14 protein-coding genes are annotated in these 13566 nt (G+C 68.9%); all 14 read left to right on the top strand.

Features of this window, described 5'->3' with window-relative positions; translation table 11 throughout:
• Nucleotides 1-122: 122 nt before the first annotated feature.
• The 14 genes from ACIPTO_RS39965 to ACIPTO_RS39900 all read left to right on the top strand — a co-directional run bounded on the left by ACIPTO_RS39965 (nucleotide 123) and on the right by ACIPTO_RS39900 (nucleotide 13471).
• Nucleotides 123-1937: a trypsin-like serine protease gene (locus tag ACIPTO_RS39965; RefSeq protein WP_401200178.1), complete on the top strand. Its 1815-nt coding sequence runs from the start codon at nucleotides 123-125 to the stop codon at nucleotides 1935-1937.
• 219 nt (nucleotides 1938-2156) lie between these two features.
• A complete protein-coding gene (locus ACIPTO_RS39960; RefSeq protein WP_366325346.1) occupies nucleotides 2157-3290 on the top strand; it encodes an LCP family protein in 1134 nt (377 codons plus the stop codon).
• 159 nt (nucleotides 3291-3449) lie between these two features.
• On the top strand, nucleotides 3450-3674 hold the full coding sequence (rpmE, locus tag ACIPTO_RS39955) for a 50S ribosomal protein L31 (RefSeq protein ID WP_266772584.1): 225 nt from the start codon (nucleotides 3450-3452) through the stop codon (nucleotides 3672-3674).
• Nucleotides 3675-3781: 107 nt separating this feature from the next.
• Entirely contained in the window at nucleotides 3782-4858 is a 1077-nt protein-coding gene (gene prfA / locus ACIPTO_RS39950; protein ID WP_366325344.1) for a peptide chain release factor 1, read from the top strand.
• Between the two features lie 98 nt (nucleotides 4859-4956).
• On the top strand, nucleotides 4957-5796 hold the full coding sequence (gene prmC, locus ACIPTO_RS39945; protein WP_366325342.1) for a peptide chain release factor N(5)-glutamine methyltransferase: 840 nt from the start codon (nucleotides 4957-4959) through the stop codon (nucleotides 5794-5796).
• A 55-nt stretch (nucleotides 5797-5851) separates the two neighbouring features.
• Nucleotides 5852-6499, top strand: a complete 648-nt coding sequence (locus tag ACIPTO_RS39940) for an L-threonylcarbamoyladenylate synthase (protein WP_266772590.1) — start codon at nucleotides 5852-5854, stop codon at nucleotides 6497-6499.
• Nucleotides 6496-7164, top strand: a complete 669-nt coding sequence (locus ACIPTO_RS39935) for a protein-tyrosine-phosphatase (protein WP_366325340.1) — start codon at nucleotides 6496-6498, stop codon at nucleotides 7162-7164. The genes ACIPTO_RS39940 and ACIPTO_RS39935 overlap by 4 nt, the downstream gene beginning before the upstream one ends.
• A 128-nt stretch (nucleotides 7165-7292) precedes the next feature.
• On the top strand, nucleotides 7293-8531 hold the full coding sequence (gene glyA, locus ACIPTO_RS39930) for a serine hydroxymethyltransferase (RefSeq protein ID WP_401200326.1): 1239 nt from the start codon (nucleotides 7293-7295) through the stop codon (nucleotides 8529-8531).
• A gap of 129 nt (nucleotides 8532-8660) precedes the next feature.
• Complete coding sequence (locus ACIPTO_RS39925; RefSeq protein WP_366325336.1) at nucleotides 8661-9980, top strand: MraY family glycosyltransferase; 1320 nt, start codon at nucleotides 8661-8663, stop codon at nucleotides 9978-9980.
• 294 nt (nucleotides 9981-10274) lie between these two features.
• A complete protein-coding gene (locus tag ACIPTO_RS39920) occupies nucleotides 10275-10688 on the top strand; it encodes a hypothetical protein (RefSeq protein WP_366325334.1) in 414 nt (137 codons plus the stop codon).
• A 225-nt stretch (nucleotides 10689-10913) separates the two neighbouring features.
• On the top strand, nucleotides 10914-11735 hold the full coding sequence (gene atpB / locus ACIPTO_RS39915) for a F0F1 ATP synthase subunit A (RefSeq protein ID WP_366325332.1): 822 nt from the start codon (nucleotides 10914-10916) through the stop codon (nucleotides 11733-11735).
• Between the two features lie 103 nt (nucleotides 11736-11838).
• Nucleotides 11839-12075 carry an ATP synthase subunit C gene (locus ACIPTO_RS39910; RefSeq protein WP_019060721.1) on the top strand — a complete coding sequence of 79 codons (237 nt, stop codon included), beginning with the start codon at nucleotides 11839-11841 and terminating at the stop codon, nucleotides 12073-12075.
• Between the two features lie 41 nt (nucleotides 12076-12116).
• Complete coding sequence (locus ACIPTO_RS39905) at nucleotides 12117-12659, top strand: F0F1 ATP synthase subunit B (protein WP_366325330.1); 543 nt, start codon at nucleotides 12117-12119, stop codon at nucleotides 12657-12659.
• Nucleotides 12656-13471 (top strand): F0F1 ATP synthase subunit delta, encoded by an 816-nt coding sequence (locus tag ACIPTO_RS39900; RefSeq protein ID WP_401200168.1) that lies wholly within the window; start codon nucleotides 12656-12658, stop codon nucleotides 13469-13471. The genes ACIPTO_RS39905 and ACIPTO_RS39900 overlap by 4 nt, the downstream gene beginning before the upstream one ends.
• The last annotated feature ends 95 nt before the right edge of the window (nucleotides 13472-13566 follow it).

Here is a 13566-nt window from a genome sequence, read left to right as displayed (position 1 = left end):
GTTCCACGAGGGGGCGGCCCTTCGCGTTGTCAGTGGCTCGCTGTACGATCTCGCCCTTCGGACTTGCTTTCGGCAATCGTCCGAACTTCTGATCCCGAGGGGGGACTTGAGTGGGTACGCCCATGCCTGGGGCCGGTCGGCACAGACGCCGGATCCGTTTCGGACTGCCTGTCGCCGCGGCCGGTATCGCCGCCGCCGTGACCGCCGCACTGCTGACGACGTCCGCCGACGCGGCCACCGCGCCGCCGACGCCGACCGTCAAGCCCGTCGTGTCCCAGCCGTCGCTCGCGACGCTGAAGGCGCGCATCGCGGGCGCGCAGGCCGGTGACGACACCGCGGGACGGACGACCAAGAAGTCGTCCCTGAGCGCGAGCACCACCGGCAGGACCGTCGACCCGAAGATCATCGGGGGGACGACGACCACCATCAACACCGCGCCGTTCATGGCGCAGCTCTGGTACTACGACGACAAGGGCACCACCGCCACGTCCGACGACATCGGCTTCTTCTGCGGTGGCTCGGTCGTCTCGCCGTCGAAGATCCTGACGGCCGCGCACTGCGTCAAGGGCTACAACTGGGCCAAGTACGGCGCCGTCATCACCAGCGCCACCCAGCTGCCCACCGACGGCGACCTGCACGGCGGCCAGGCCACCGCGGTCCTGCGCCAGTGGAACAACCCGTCGTACACCGTCTCGACGGACGGCGCCCCGAACAACGACATCGCGGTCCTCACCCTGGCGGCCCCCGTCAAGGCGACCCCGATCCGCATGACGACGAACACCGACACGGCGTCGTACACGGGCACCCCCGCCAAGACCGCCAAGGTCTACGGCTGGGGCCGCACCAGCTCCACCACGCAGGACATCTCCGAGACGCTGAAGACGGCCACGCTGCCGATCAACTCGGACGCCACCTGCACCGCCGCCTACGGCAGCGTCGACTACGTCAAGGGCCACATGGTCTGCGCGGGCACCCCCGCCACCGGCAGCGACACCGGTACGACGACCACCTGCAACGGTGACTCGGGCGGCCCGCTGGTCGTCGGCGGCCGGATCGTGGGCGTGGTGTCCTGGGGCGTCGAGGACTGTGTGGCACAGGGTGCCTACAGCGTCTTCACGAAGGTCAGCACGTACGTCGGCGCGGCCTACGCGCAGATCGACGACGGCAACCTCAGCTACACGGACAACAAGGCCGACGTCTACGCCCGCAAGTCCTCCAGCAAGGTGGGCTACGAGCTGGACTCCAAGGGCACCTCGCTGGCCGCGCGCCAGTCCCTCGGCGACTGGAGCGCGGTCAACCTGGTCCGCTCCGCCGACCTGAACCGCGACGGCTACCAGGACTGGATCTACCGGATCGGCAACGGTGCGGTCTACTGGGACCACTTCCAGCTCAACAGCGCCCGGGACGACGGCAGTTGGGTCAGCACGAAGATCTTCGCCAACTGGAAGACCCGCACCCGGATCATCGCCCCCGGCGATGTCACCGGCGACTACCTGCCCGACCTGATCTCGGTCGACAGCTCCGGCGTGCTGTGGATCTACCCGGGCAAGGGCAACGGCACCTTCAGCTCGCCCTCGCGCGTCGGCGGCGGCTGGAGCCAGTACAACATGCTCGTCGGCCACGGCGACTTCACCGGCGACGGCAAGGCCGACCTGCTCGCCCGCAACAAGAGCACCGGCGCCGTCTACCTGTACAAGGGCGCCGGCAAGTCCGGCTCGGGTGCCTTCGCGGCCCGCGTCAAGGTGCGCACCTGGGGCAGCTACAACGCCTTCGACGCGGTCGGCGACTTCACCGGCGACGGCAAGGCGGACCTCCTGATCCGCAACGCGAGCAACACGCTGTACCTCTACCCGGGCACCGGCAAGGCCACCAGCGAGATCTTCGGCACACCGAAGTCGCTCGGCACCGGTTTCCAGCAGTACGACATCTTCGGCTGAAATCGCAGGTGGGCGGGCGACTGACCCGCCGAAACGACTACACAGAGTGCCCATCGCCGTACGCGATGGGCACTCTGCGTCGTGCAACCCTTTCCCGAGTTTCCCTGTCTGACCTGGTGGAGCGACCATAGAGCGAGGATTGAGCGCTATCAGTCGCTTCGGCCAGGCCTGAACCCTGAAAGCAGGGGGTACCCGACCGGAACGAGATGCGAGGAGCCCATGTCCGCCGAGAGCACGCCGGAGCCCGCCATACCGGGCAAGGACGGCAACGACGGCCCGCGCCACCGCGCGAAAGGCCGTAAGAAGGACCGCAGTCCGCGGCACAGGGCCCTGCTCATCACGGCCTGGGTCGCCGCGGGCGTCGTGGTGCTGGGCGGTACCGGCGCCGGGTACGTGTACTTCAAGCTCAACGGCAACATCAAGAGCGTCGACATCAACCAGGCCCTCGGCACCGACCGGCCGGTCAAGGTCGACAACGGCTCCGAGAACATCCTGGTCCTCGGCTCCGACAGCCGCTCCGGCACCAACAAGAAGCTGGGCGGCGGCACCGACGACGGCAGCGCCCGCTCCGACACCGCGATGATCATCCACGTCTACAAGGGCCACAAGAAGGCCAGCGTGGTCTCCATCCCGCGCGACACCCTCGTGGACCGCCCCGAGTGCACCGACACCAAGGGCGTCACGCACGACGCGGCGCACGCCGTGATGTTCAACGAGGCGTACTCCACCGGCGGCGCGGCCTGCACCGTGAAGACCGTCGAGTCCATCTCCGGACTGCGCATGGACCACTACCTCGAAGTCGACTTCGCGGGCTTCGAGAAGCTCATCAACGAACTCGGCGGCGTCCAGATCACCACCACGAAGGACATCAAGGACCCGCAGAGCCACCTGAACCTCAAGGCCGGCCGGCACACCCTCAACGGCTCGCAGGCCCTCGGCCTGGTCCGCACCCGGCACGGCGTCGGCGACGGCTCCGACCTCGGCCGCATCCAGCTCCAGCAGGCGTTCATCAAGGCGCTCGTCAACCAGGTCAAGCACATCGGCGTCCTGACCAGCCCCACCAAGCTGTACCAGCTCGCCGACACCGCCACCCAGGCCGTCACCACCGACTCCGACCTCGGCTCGGTCAACTCCCTCACGTCCTTCGCCGACGGCCTCAAGGGCATCAGCTCCACGAACATGAACATGGTCACGATGCCGGTCGCGTACGACCCGGCCGACCCGAACCGGGTGATCATCGAGAAGTCCAAGGCCCAGCTGGTGTGGACGGCCCTGAAGAACGACCAGGCGATCCCGGCGGCGGCGACGAAGGGCACGGCGACCGGCGACGCCAAGGGTGTCGTGACGTCGTAGTACGGCCCGCGGGTGCGCCCCACGGTCCGCGGGGAATAGATCACCCAAGGCCCCCGTTTTGGGAGATGGCTCCAGTCCTGGCAGACTGGACAGTCGGCCCCGGTTCACGTCCCGCAACCCGCGGAGCGACCCGGTGCCCTCCCGAAACTAGGAGATACCTTGAAGCGCGAGATCCACCCCGAGTACGTCGAGACCCAGGTCAGCTGCACCTGCGGCGCGTCGTTCACCACCCGCAGCACGATCACGAGCGGCAACATCCGCGCCGAGGTCTGCTCCGAGTGCCACCCGTTCTACACGGGCAAGCAGAAGATCCTCGACACCGGTGGCCGCGTGGCCCGCTTCGAGGCCCGCTTCGGCAAGGCTGCAGCCGGCTCCAAGAAGTAGCGAGCCTCAACTTCGCCGGTCCACGGCCGCGCCCTTCACAGGCGCGCCGTGACCGGCGTTTTTGGTCGCCCGCCTTCCCTTTCTCCACCGCATTCCAGGAGCCCAAGATGTTCGAGGCTGTCGAGGACCTCATCGGCGAGCACGCCGACCTTGAGAAGAAGCTCGCCGACCCGTCGGTCCACGCCGACCAGGCCAACGCGCGCAAGCTGAACAAGCGCTACGCCGAGCTCACCCCGATCGTCGCCACGTACCGCTCCTGGAAGCAGACCGGCGACGACATCGACACCGCGCGTGAACTCGGCGCCGACGACCCGGAGTTCGCGGCCGAGGTCAAGGAGCTGGAGAAGCAGCGCGAAGAGATCACGGAGAAGCTGCGCCTCCTGCTGGTCCCGCGCGACCCCAGCGACGACAAGGACGTCATCCTGGAGATCAAGGCGGGCGCCGGCGGCGACGAGTCCGCGCTCTTCGCCGGCGACCTGCTGCGCATGTACCTGCGGTACGCGGAGCGCGTCGGCTGGAAGACCGAGATCATCGACGCCACCGAGTCCGAGCTGGGCGGCTACAAGGACGTCCAGGTCGCCGTGAAGACCAAGGGCGGCAACGGCGCGACCGAGCCCGGCCAGGGGGTCTGGGCCCGCCTGAAGTACGAGGGCGGAGTGCACCGCGTGCAGCGCGTCCCGGCGACCGAGTCCCAGGGCCGTATCCACACCTCCGCGGCCGGTGTCCTCGTCACCCCCGAGGCGGAGGAGGTCGACGTCGAGATCAACCCGAACGACCTCCGCATCGACGTCTACCGCTCCTCGGGCCCCGGCGGGCAGTCCGTCAACACGACCGACTCCGCGGTGCGCATCACGCACATTCCGACCGGAGTCGTCGCTTCCTGCCAGAACGAGAAGAGCCAGCTGCAGAACAAGGAACAGGCACTGCGTATCCTGCGCTCCAGGCTGCTCGCCGCGGCGCAGGAGGAGGCGGAGCGCAACGCCGCCGACGCCCGCCGCAGCCAGGTCCGCACGGTCGACCGCTCCGAGAAGATCCGCACGTACAACTTCCCGGAGAACCGCATCTCGGACCACCGCGTCGGGTTCAAGGCGTACAACCTGGACCAGGTCCTCGACGGCGACCTCGACGCGATGATCCAGGCCTGCGTGGACGCGGACTCGGCCGCCAAGCTCGCGGCGGCGTAAGGCACGGCACGGTTCGGCACGGACGAGTACGACACGGTACGACACGGAGGACATGCGTGCAGCAATCATTTGGGGAGCGACCCCCAAACCCCCGGGGGGTGCTGCTAGCAGAGGTGGCCCAGGCCACCCAGCGGCTGGCCGACGCCGGCGTGCCCTCGCCGCGCAACGACGCGGAGGAGCTCGCCGCGTTCGTGCACGGTGTGAAGCGGGGCGAGCTGCACTCCGTGAAGGACGTGGACTTCGACGCCCGCTACTGGGAGACCATCGCCAGGCGCGAGCAGCGTGAGCCGCTCCAGCACATCACCGGCCGCGCCTTCTTCCGGTACCTGGAACTCCAGGTCGGGCCGGGGGTGTTCGTGCCGCGCCCCGAGACCGAGTCGGTGGTCGGCTGGGCCATAGACGCGGTCCGCGCGATGGACGTCGTCGAGCCGCTGATCGTCGACCTCTGCACCGGGTCCGGAGCCATCGCGCTCGCCCTCGCGCAGGAGGTCCCGCGGTCCCGGGTGCACGCCGTGGAGCTGTCCGAGGACGCCCTCCAGTGGACCCGCAAGAACATGGCGGGCTCCCGCGTCGACCTGCGGCAGGGCAACGCCCTGGACGCCTTCCCCGACCTCGACGGCCATGTCGACCTGGTCATCTCCAACCCGCCGTACATCCCGCTCACGGAGTGGGAGTACGTCGCTCCCGAGGCCCGGGACTACGACCCCGAACTCGCCCTGTTCTCCGGGGAGGACGGCCTCGACCTGATCCGCGGCATCGAGCGCACCGCGCACCGGCTGCTGCGCCCCGGCGGCGTCGTCGTCATCGAGCACGCCGACACCCAGGGCGGCCAGGTGCCGTGGATCTTCACCGAGGAACGTGGCTGGGCCGACGCGGCCGACCATCCCGATCTCAACAACCGCCCGCGCTTCGCGACCGCCCGCCGGGCGACGCCGTGACCGCCGCCCGGACCATCGACCCGCAGCAGTACGCGTACGAGGAGGCCTGTTAGACATGGCACGGCGATACGACACCAATGACGCGACCGACCGCACGACGGGTCTGCGCGAGGCCGCGTCCGCCGTCCGCCGGGGCGAACTCGTGGTCCTGCCGACCGACACGGTCTACGGCATCGGGGCCGACGCGTTCTCCTCGGAGGCCGTCGCCGATCTCCTGGACGCCAAGGGCCGGGGCCGCAACATGCCCACCCCCGTCCTCATCGGCTCCCCGAACACGCTGCACGGCCTCGTCACGGACTTCTCCGAGCTGGCCTGGGAACTCGTCGACGCGTTCTGGCCCGGCGCCCTCACACTGGTCGCCAAGCACCAGCCGTCGCTGCAGTGGGACCTGGGGGACACCCGGGGCACGGTCGCCGTCCGGATGCCGCTGCACCCGGTCGCCATCGAACTGCTCACCGAGGTCGGCCCGATGGCCGTCTCCTCCGCCAACCTCACGGGCCACCCCTCGCCCGAGGACTGCGACGCGGCCCAGCAGATGCTCGGCGACTCCGTCTCCGTGTACCTCGACGGCGGTCCGACGCCCGGCAACGTGCCGTCGTCGATCGTCGACGTCACCCGCGAGGTACCGCTGCTGCTGCGCGCGGGCGCGATCTCGGCGGAGGAGCTGCGCAAGGTCGTACCCGACCTCGAGGTGGCGAATTGACAGCCCCTGACGCGGGGCGTGGCATAGGCAACGGGGAAGTGACGGGAACCTTCGGGCTCCCCATGGACAGCTTCCGCATCCTCCACGTCAGCACCGGCAACGTGTGCCGCTCGCCGATCACCGAGCGGCTGACCCGCCATGCCCTGGCGGACCGGCTCGGCGACCCGCTGTGGGGCGGGCTGATCGTGGAGAGCGCCGGGACGTGGGGCCATGAGGGCGCACCCATGGAGACCAACGCGGCGACGGTCCTCACCGACTTCGGCGCGGACCCCTCCGGGTTCACCGGCCGCGAGCTGCTCGACGACCATGTGATCCGCGCCGACCTGGTGCTGACGGCCACCCGGGACCACCGGGCCCAGGTCATCTCGATGGGCCACTCGGCGGGCCTGCGCACCTTCACCCTCAAGGAGTTCACCCGCCTGGTGAAGGCGATAGACCCGACGACCTTGCCGCCCCTGGAGGACGGCATGGTGGCCCGCGCCCGCGCCCTGGTCCGCGCGGCGGCGGCCCTCCGCGGCTGGCTCCTGGCTCCCACCGCGGAAGCGGACGAGGTCTTCGACCCGTACGGGGCGCCCCTGCCGTTCTTCCGCTCCATCGGGGACGAGATACACCAGGCCATCGACCCGGTGGTGACAGCGCTGACGGGTGTCCCCGCGAAGACCTGAACCCCGGCGGCGGCCGGACCGGCGGAGGCCCGCCGGTGGCCCGGCGCGCTACCCGGCTACGGCCGCGCGCCGCGCCCGGCCCGGGCCTACATTGGACGTACGTCATCGTCGACGCCCCGGAGTCCACCATGTCGGTCGTCCCCGCCCCTGAGGCCGATGTCCTGCGCCGGCAGGACCCCGAGCTGGCGGAGATCCTGCTCGGGGAGCTGACACGGCAGTCGACGACGCTTCAGCTGGTCGCCGCCGAGAACTTCACCTCGCCCGCCGTGCTGGCCGCGCTCGGCTCGCCGCTCGCCAACAAGTACGCCGAGGGATACCCCGGCGCCCGCCACCACGGCGGCTGCGAGATCGTCGACGTCGCCGAGCGCGTCGCCGTGGAACGGGCGAAGGCGCTGTTCGGGGCCGAGCACGCCAACGTGCAGGCGCACTCCGGGTCCTCGGCCGTGCTGGCGGCCTACGCGGCACTGCTGCGGCCCGGCGACACCGTCCTCGCGCTGGGACTCCCGTACGGCGGGCATCTCACGCACGGGTCGCCGGCGAACTTCTCCGGGCGCTGGTTCGACTTCGTGGGCTACGGGGTCGACGCCGAGACCGGGATCATCGACTACGCGCAGCTGCGCTCCCTGGCCCGCACACATCGTCCCAAGGCGATCGTCTGCGGGTCCATCGCCTATCCCCGGCACATCGACTACGCCTTCTTCCGCGAGGTCGCCGACGAGGTGGGCGCCTGCCTCATCGCCGACGCCGCGCATCCCATCGGCCTGGTCGCCGGGGGCGCGGCGCCGAACCCGGTGCCGTACGCCGACATCGTCTGCGCGACCACGCACAAGGTGCTGCGCGGGCCGCGCGGCGGGCTGCTGCTGTGCGGGAGCGGGCTGGCGGAGCGGGTCGACCGGGCGGTGTTCCCGTTCACCCAGGGCGGGGCGCAGATGCACACCGTCGCCGCCAAGGCCGTCGCGTTCGGCGAGGCGGCGACCCCGGCCTTCACGGCGTACGCCCATCAGGTGGTCGCCAACGCCCGGGTGCTCGCGGCGGGGCTGGCGGGGGAGGGGTTCGCCGTCACCACCGGCGGTACGGACACCCACCTCATCACCGCCGACCCGCTGCCCCTGGGCGTCGACGGACGCACCGCACGGGGTCAACTCGCCGCTGCGGGGCTGGTGTTGGACTGCTGTCCGCTCCCGCACGGCGACGCGCGCGGGCTGCGGCTGGGTACCGCCGCGGTCACCACGCAGGGCATGGGCGAGGGCGAGATGGCGACCATCGCGGCCCTGTTCGCGGGGGTTCTGCGCGGCCGGGTCGACACCCGGCGGGCCCGTGACGAGGTGCGGGATCTTGTGGGTGGATTCCCGCCCTATCCGGGCTGAACGGGGGTACCCGTACCGAGGTGCACAGCCACACGTGCAACCATCGTCGCTACCCGGAAGTCCCCAACCATATGCGCGCCTCGCTAGGGTGTGGGGCTGTGATGGCCAGCGAGACCTGTGGGGAAGCCTGTGCGTGAATACCTGCTGACGCTCTGCGTGACGGCCGCGGTGACGTATCTGCTGACCGGGCCGGTGCGTAAGTTCGCGATCGTGGCCGGAGCGATGCCGGAGATCCGGGCTCGCGACGTGCACCGGGAACCGACTCCGCGGCTCGGCGGTATCGCCATGTTCTTCGGTCTGTGCGCCGGCCTGCTGGTCGCCGACCACCTGACCAACCTCAGCGAGGTCTTCCAGAACTCGAACGAGCCGCGCGCCCTGCTCTCCGGAGCGGCCCTGATCTGGCTGATCGGGGTCCTGGACGACAAGTTCGAGATCGACGCCCTGATCAAGCTGGGTGGCCAGATGATCGCCGCCGGCGTGATGGTCATGCAGGGTCTGACGATCCTGTGGCTGCCCATCCCGGGCGTCGGCAACGTGGCGCTGACCCAGTGGCAGGGCACGCTGCTCACGGTCGCCCTGGTCGTCATCACCATCAACGCGGTGAACTTCGTCGACGGCCTCGACGGCCTGGCCTCCGGCATGGTCTGCATCGCCGCCGCCGCGTTCTTCCTGTACGCCTACCGGATCTGGTACTCGTACGGCATCGAGGCCGCCGCCCCGGCCACGCTCTTCTCGGCGATCCTGATGGGCATGTGCCTCGGCTTCCTGCCGCACAACATGCACCCCGCCCGGATCTTCATGGGCGACTCCGGGTCGATGCTGATCGGCCTGGTGCTGGCCGCGGGTGCGATCTCCATCACGGGACAGGTCGACCCGGACGCGCTCCAGCTGTTCGTCGGCTCCGAGAAGGCGGCGGTGCACCAGACGGTGCCCGTGTACATCCCGCTGCTGCTGCCGCTGACGATCATCGCGGTGCCGGCCGCCGACCTGGTGCTGGCCATCGTGCGGCGCACCTGGCGGGGTCAGTCGCCCTTCGCCGCGGACCGCGGCCATCTGCACCACCGGCTCCTGGAGATCGGCCACTCGCACAGCCGGGCGGTGCTGATCATGTACTTCTGGTCGGCGCTGATCGCGTTCGGTGCTCTGTCGTACTCGGTCAACTCGGCCTCGATGTGGATCGTCCTCGGCATCGTGTTCATGAGCGCGATCGGGCTCGTGCTGCTCCTGCTGCCGCGCTTCACGCCGCGGGCGCCGCGCTGGGCCGAGCACCTGGTGCCGCCGCGATATCGCCGCCGGAGGGCCGGAGTTGACCCTGTCGTGGTGTTGGCGGAGGAAGACCGTGACCCGCGCCCGCCGGTTGCTTCCGGTGTGTCAGGAGTCAACGGAGCGACTGCGGTCGGTGCCCGTTCGCGCCTTCTCGACGGTCGTAAAGCGGAGTCCTCGCGCTGACGCCAAGGTAAGAATCTGACTAAAGCGTTGCCATCTCGTGGGGGGACAAAGCCTCCCTATACCAGACAAGTTGGCCGCTATTTTGCACAGACGCGCACTGTCACTCTCATGTGTGACAGCAAGCACACCTTCTAGGTAAAGACCGCATCAAATAGTTTGTGATACGGTTCACGAGAACCCGGGACAGAGCCGAAGGACCGTAGTGCGACGGTCCATTGGCGTGAGGTTCTCTCTCATCCCGGGACTACGCTCGTCCATGACGACACGCCCCCCTTAGCAAGCGGAGTTGCCGCCATGCCGTCCAATGACGCCCGGATTCTCCTTCAGGCCGCTGTGCCCACAGCTGCCGTCGGCGCGATTGCCGCCGTCGTCAGTGGCGTGGTCGCGGGCGGCAAAGGAGCTGTCGGGGCAGCCGTTGCGACGCTGATCGTGATCCTCTTCATGGGAATCGGGCTCTACGTTCTGCAGCGCACTGCCAAATCGCTTCCGCACCTGTTCCAGGCGATGGGCCTCATGCTCTTCGCGGCGCAGATTCTGCTGCTGTTCATTTTCCTCGCCGCGTTCAAGCACACCACGCTCTTCAATCCCAAGGCCTTCGCGTTCACGCTGCTCGTCGACACCATCATCTGGACCGCCGCGCAGACCCGTGCCCACATGAAGGCCAAAATCCTCTACGTCGAGCCCGAGAAGTCGGGGCACTCGTCGTGAGAGGTAGGGCCGGTATAAGAGGGCGTAAGAGATCCTGCTATCGTCCGGTGCCAACTGCGGCATCGCGGGCGCGGGCATCTGAGCTGACGCCTGCTCAATCGCGAGGCTTGATGCCCCACTGCCGCCCCCACATCCGTAACACCAGTCCAGTGCCGAACCGCGGCCGTGCGCCGCGCCGACACAACGAGGTTGCCGTACCTATGCGCCACGCTGAAGGAGCCCGCGGTGAGTGCTGACCCGACGCAGGTGCTCGCCTTCGAGACCGACTGCCACATCTTCGACGGCTGTGGCTTCCCGGCTCCCGGCCTGCACTCGTTCCTGTTCAAGCCCCTTTTCGGGGATGGTGACAGCAACGTCTACTTCAACAAGACGATGCTGCTGGCGCTGCTTGGTTCGATCATCATCGTCGGGTTCTTCTGGGCCGCCTTCCGCAAGCCGAAGGTCGTCCCGGGGAAGCTGCAGATGGTCGCCGAGGCCGGCTACGACTTCGTCCGCCGCGGCGTCGTCTACGAGACGATCGGCAAGAAGGAAGGCGAGAAGTACGTACCGCTGGTCGTCTCGCTGTTCTTCTTCGTCTGGATGATGAACCTCTGGTCGATCGTCCCGCTCGCCCAGTTCCCGGTCACCGCGATCATCTCGTACCCGCTGGTGCTGGCCCTCATCGTCTACGTCCTGTGGGTCTCCCTGACCTTCAAGCGCCATGGCTTCGTGGGCTTCTTCAAGAACGTCACCGGCTACGACAAGTCGCTCGGAGCGGTTCTCCCGCTGGCCATGGTCATCGAGTTCTTCTCGAACCTGCTCGTCCGCCCGTTCACGCACGCGGTGCGACTGTTCGCGAACATGTTCGCCGGCCACACCCTGCTGCTGCTGTTCACCATCGCCAGCTGGTACCTGCTGAACGGCATCGGGATCGCGTACGCGGGCGTCTCGTTCATCATGACCCTGGTGATGACGGCCTTCGAGCTCTTCATCCAGGCCCTGCAGGCGTATGTGTTCGTGCTGCTGACCTGCACGTACATCCAGGGCGCGCTCGCCGAGAACCACTGAGCACCGCCCGGATCGTCTCGCACCGACTTGCCCCTTTTTCCAGAACCCCCTAAACGTCCGGTGGCCAACCCCCGCCGGTCCGTACAGAGAAGGAAGAATCAGCATGGCTGCCACTGAGACCCTCGCCGCCGTCTCCGGTTCGCTCGGCTCCATCGGTTACGGCCTCGCCGCCATCGGTCCCGGCGTCGGCGTCGGCATCATCTTCGGCAACGGCACCCAGGCTCTTGCCCGTCAGCCCGAAGCTGCCGGCCTGATCCGTGCCAACCAGATCCTCGGCTTCGCCTTCTGTGAGGCGCTCGCCCTCATCGGTCTGGTCATGCCGTTTGTCTACGGCAAGTGATCTTCGGATCCACGACAGCCCACTAGACGAAAGGCACTGACATGAGCCAGCTGCTCATTGTGGCGGCCGAGACGGAGAATCCTCTCGTCCCGCCGATCCCAGAGCTCGTCATCGGCCTGATCGCCTTCGTCATCGTCTTCGGCTTCCTCGCCAAGAAGCTCCTCCCGAACATCAACAAGGTTCTGGACGAGCGCCGCGAGGCCATCGAGGGCGGTATCGAGAAGGCCGAGGCCGCCCAGACCGAGGCACAGAGCGTTCTTGAGCAGTACAAGGCTCAGCTCGCCGAGGCCCGGCACGAGGCCGCGCGTCTGCGCCAGGAGGCGCAGGAGCAGGGCGCCACGCTCATCGCCGAGATGCGCGCGGAAGGCCAGCGGCAGCGCGAGGAGATCGTCGCCGCCGGTCACACGCAGATCGAGGCCGACCGCAAGGCCGCTTCGCAGGCACTGCGCCAGGACGTGGGCAAGCTCGCCACCGACCTGGCCGGCAAGCTCGTCGGCGAGTCCCTGGAGGACCACGCCCGGCAGAGCCGCGTGATCGACCGTTTCCTCGATGAACTCGAGGAGAAGGCCGAGGCGGCTCGATGAACGGAGCGAGCCGCGAGGCCCTGGCAGCCGCACGTGAGCGTCTCGACGCGCTGACGGACTCCACGTCCGTGACCGCGACGCGGCTCGCCGACGAGCTGGCCGCCGTCACCGCGCTGCTCGGCCGTGAGGTGTCCCTGCGCCGGGTCCTCACCGACCCGGCGCAGGACGGCGAGGCCAAGGCCCAGCTGGCCGAGCGCCTGCTCGGCGGTCAGGTCGGCGGCCCCGCCCTCGACCTGGTGTCCGGCATGGTGCGCTCCCGCTGGTCGCAGTCCCGCGACCTGGTGGACGCGCTGGAGGAGCTGGCGGCCACCGCCGACCTCACCGCCGCCCAGCAGTCGGGCGAGCTCGACGACGTCGAGGACGAGCTGTTCCGGTTCGGCCGGATCGTCTCCTCGAACACCGGGCTGCGCGCCGCGCTGACCGACCGCGCCGCGAGCGCCACGGCCAAGGGCGAGCTGCTGCGCGGCCTGCTCGGCGGCCGGGCCAAGCCGGCCACCGAACGACTGGTGACGCGCCTGGTGACCGCGCCCCGGGGACGTAGCCTGGAAGCGGGACTCGAGTCCCTGTCCAAGCTCGCCGCCGAGCGCCGCAGCCGCCTGGTCGCGGTCGTCACCACGGCGGTCCCGCTGAGCGACCCGCAGAAGCAGCGCCTGGGCGCCGCCCTCGCGAAGCTCTACGGCCGCCACATGCACCTGAACATCGACGTGGACCCCGAGGTCCTCGGCGGCATCCGGGTGCAGGTCGGCGACGAGGTCATCAACGGCTCCATCGCGGACCGCCTCGATGACGCCAGCCGCCGCATGGCGAGCTAGCAGCACCACAACAAAGACGTAGTAAGGCGGCCCGAGTTGGGCCGTGCAGAGGATTCACCTCGTTCAGGGGGGAGTCCCCCCATCCCCCCAAGTGA

Source organism: Streptomyces sp. NPDC090083 (assembly GCF_044747445.1).
Lineage (GTDB): Bacteria > Actinomycetota > Actinomycetes > Streptomycetales > Streptomycetaceae > Streptomyces.
This window is presented reverse-complemented; position numbering and strand designations above follow the sequence as displayed.

Excerpts from the sequence above, each read along its gene's own strand:
- ACIPTO_RS39965 (WP_401200178.1), top strand. The coding sequence starts at position 123 with ATGCCTGGGGCCGGTCGGCACAGACGCCGGATCCGTTTCGGACTGCCT.
- ACIPTO_RS39960 (WP_366325346.1), top strand. The coding sequence starts at position 2,157 with ATGTCCGCCGAGAGCACGCCGGAGCCCGCCATACCGGGCAAGGACGGC.
- prfA (WP_366325344.1), top strand. The coding sequence starts at position 3,782 with ATGTTCGAGGCTGTCGAGGACCTCATCGGCGAGCACGCCGACCTTGAG.
- ACIPTO_RS39940 (WP_266772590.1), top strand. The coding sequence starts at position 5,852 with ATGGCACGGCGATACGACACCAATGACGCGACCGACCGCACGACGGGT.
- glyA (WP_401200326.1), top strand. The coding sequence starts at position 7,293 with ATGTCGGTCGTCCCCGCCCCTGAGGCCGATGTCCTGCGCCGGCAGGAC.
- ACIPTO_RS39920 (WP_366325334.1), top strand. The coding sequence starts at position 10,275 with ATGCCGTCCAATGACGCCCGGATTCTCCTTCAGGCCGCTGTGCCCACA.
- ACIPTO_RS39910 (WP_019060721.1), top strand. The coding sequence starts at position 11,839 with ATGGCTGCCACTGAGACCCTCGCCGCCGTCTCCGGTTCGCTCGGCTCC.
- ACIPTO_RS39905 (WP_366325330.1), top strand. The coding sequence starts at position 12,117 with ATGAGCCAGCTGCTCATTGTGGCGGCCGAGACGGAGAATCCTCTCGTC.
- ACIPTO_RS39900 (WP_401200168.1), top strand. The coding sequence starts at position 12,656 with ATGAACGGAGCGAGCCGCGAGGCCCTGGCAGCCGCACGTGAGCGTCTC.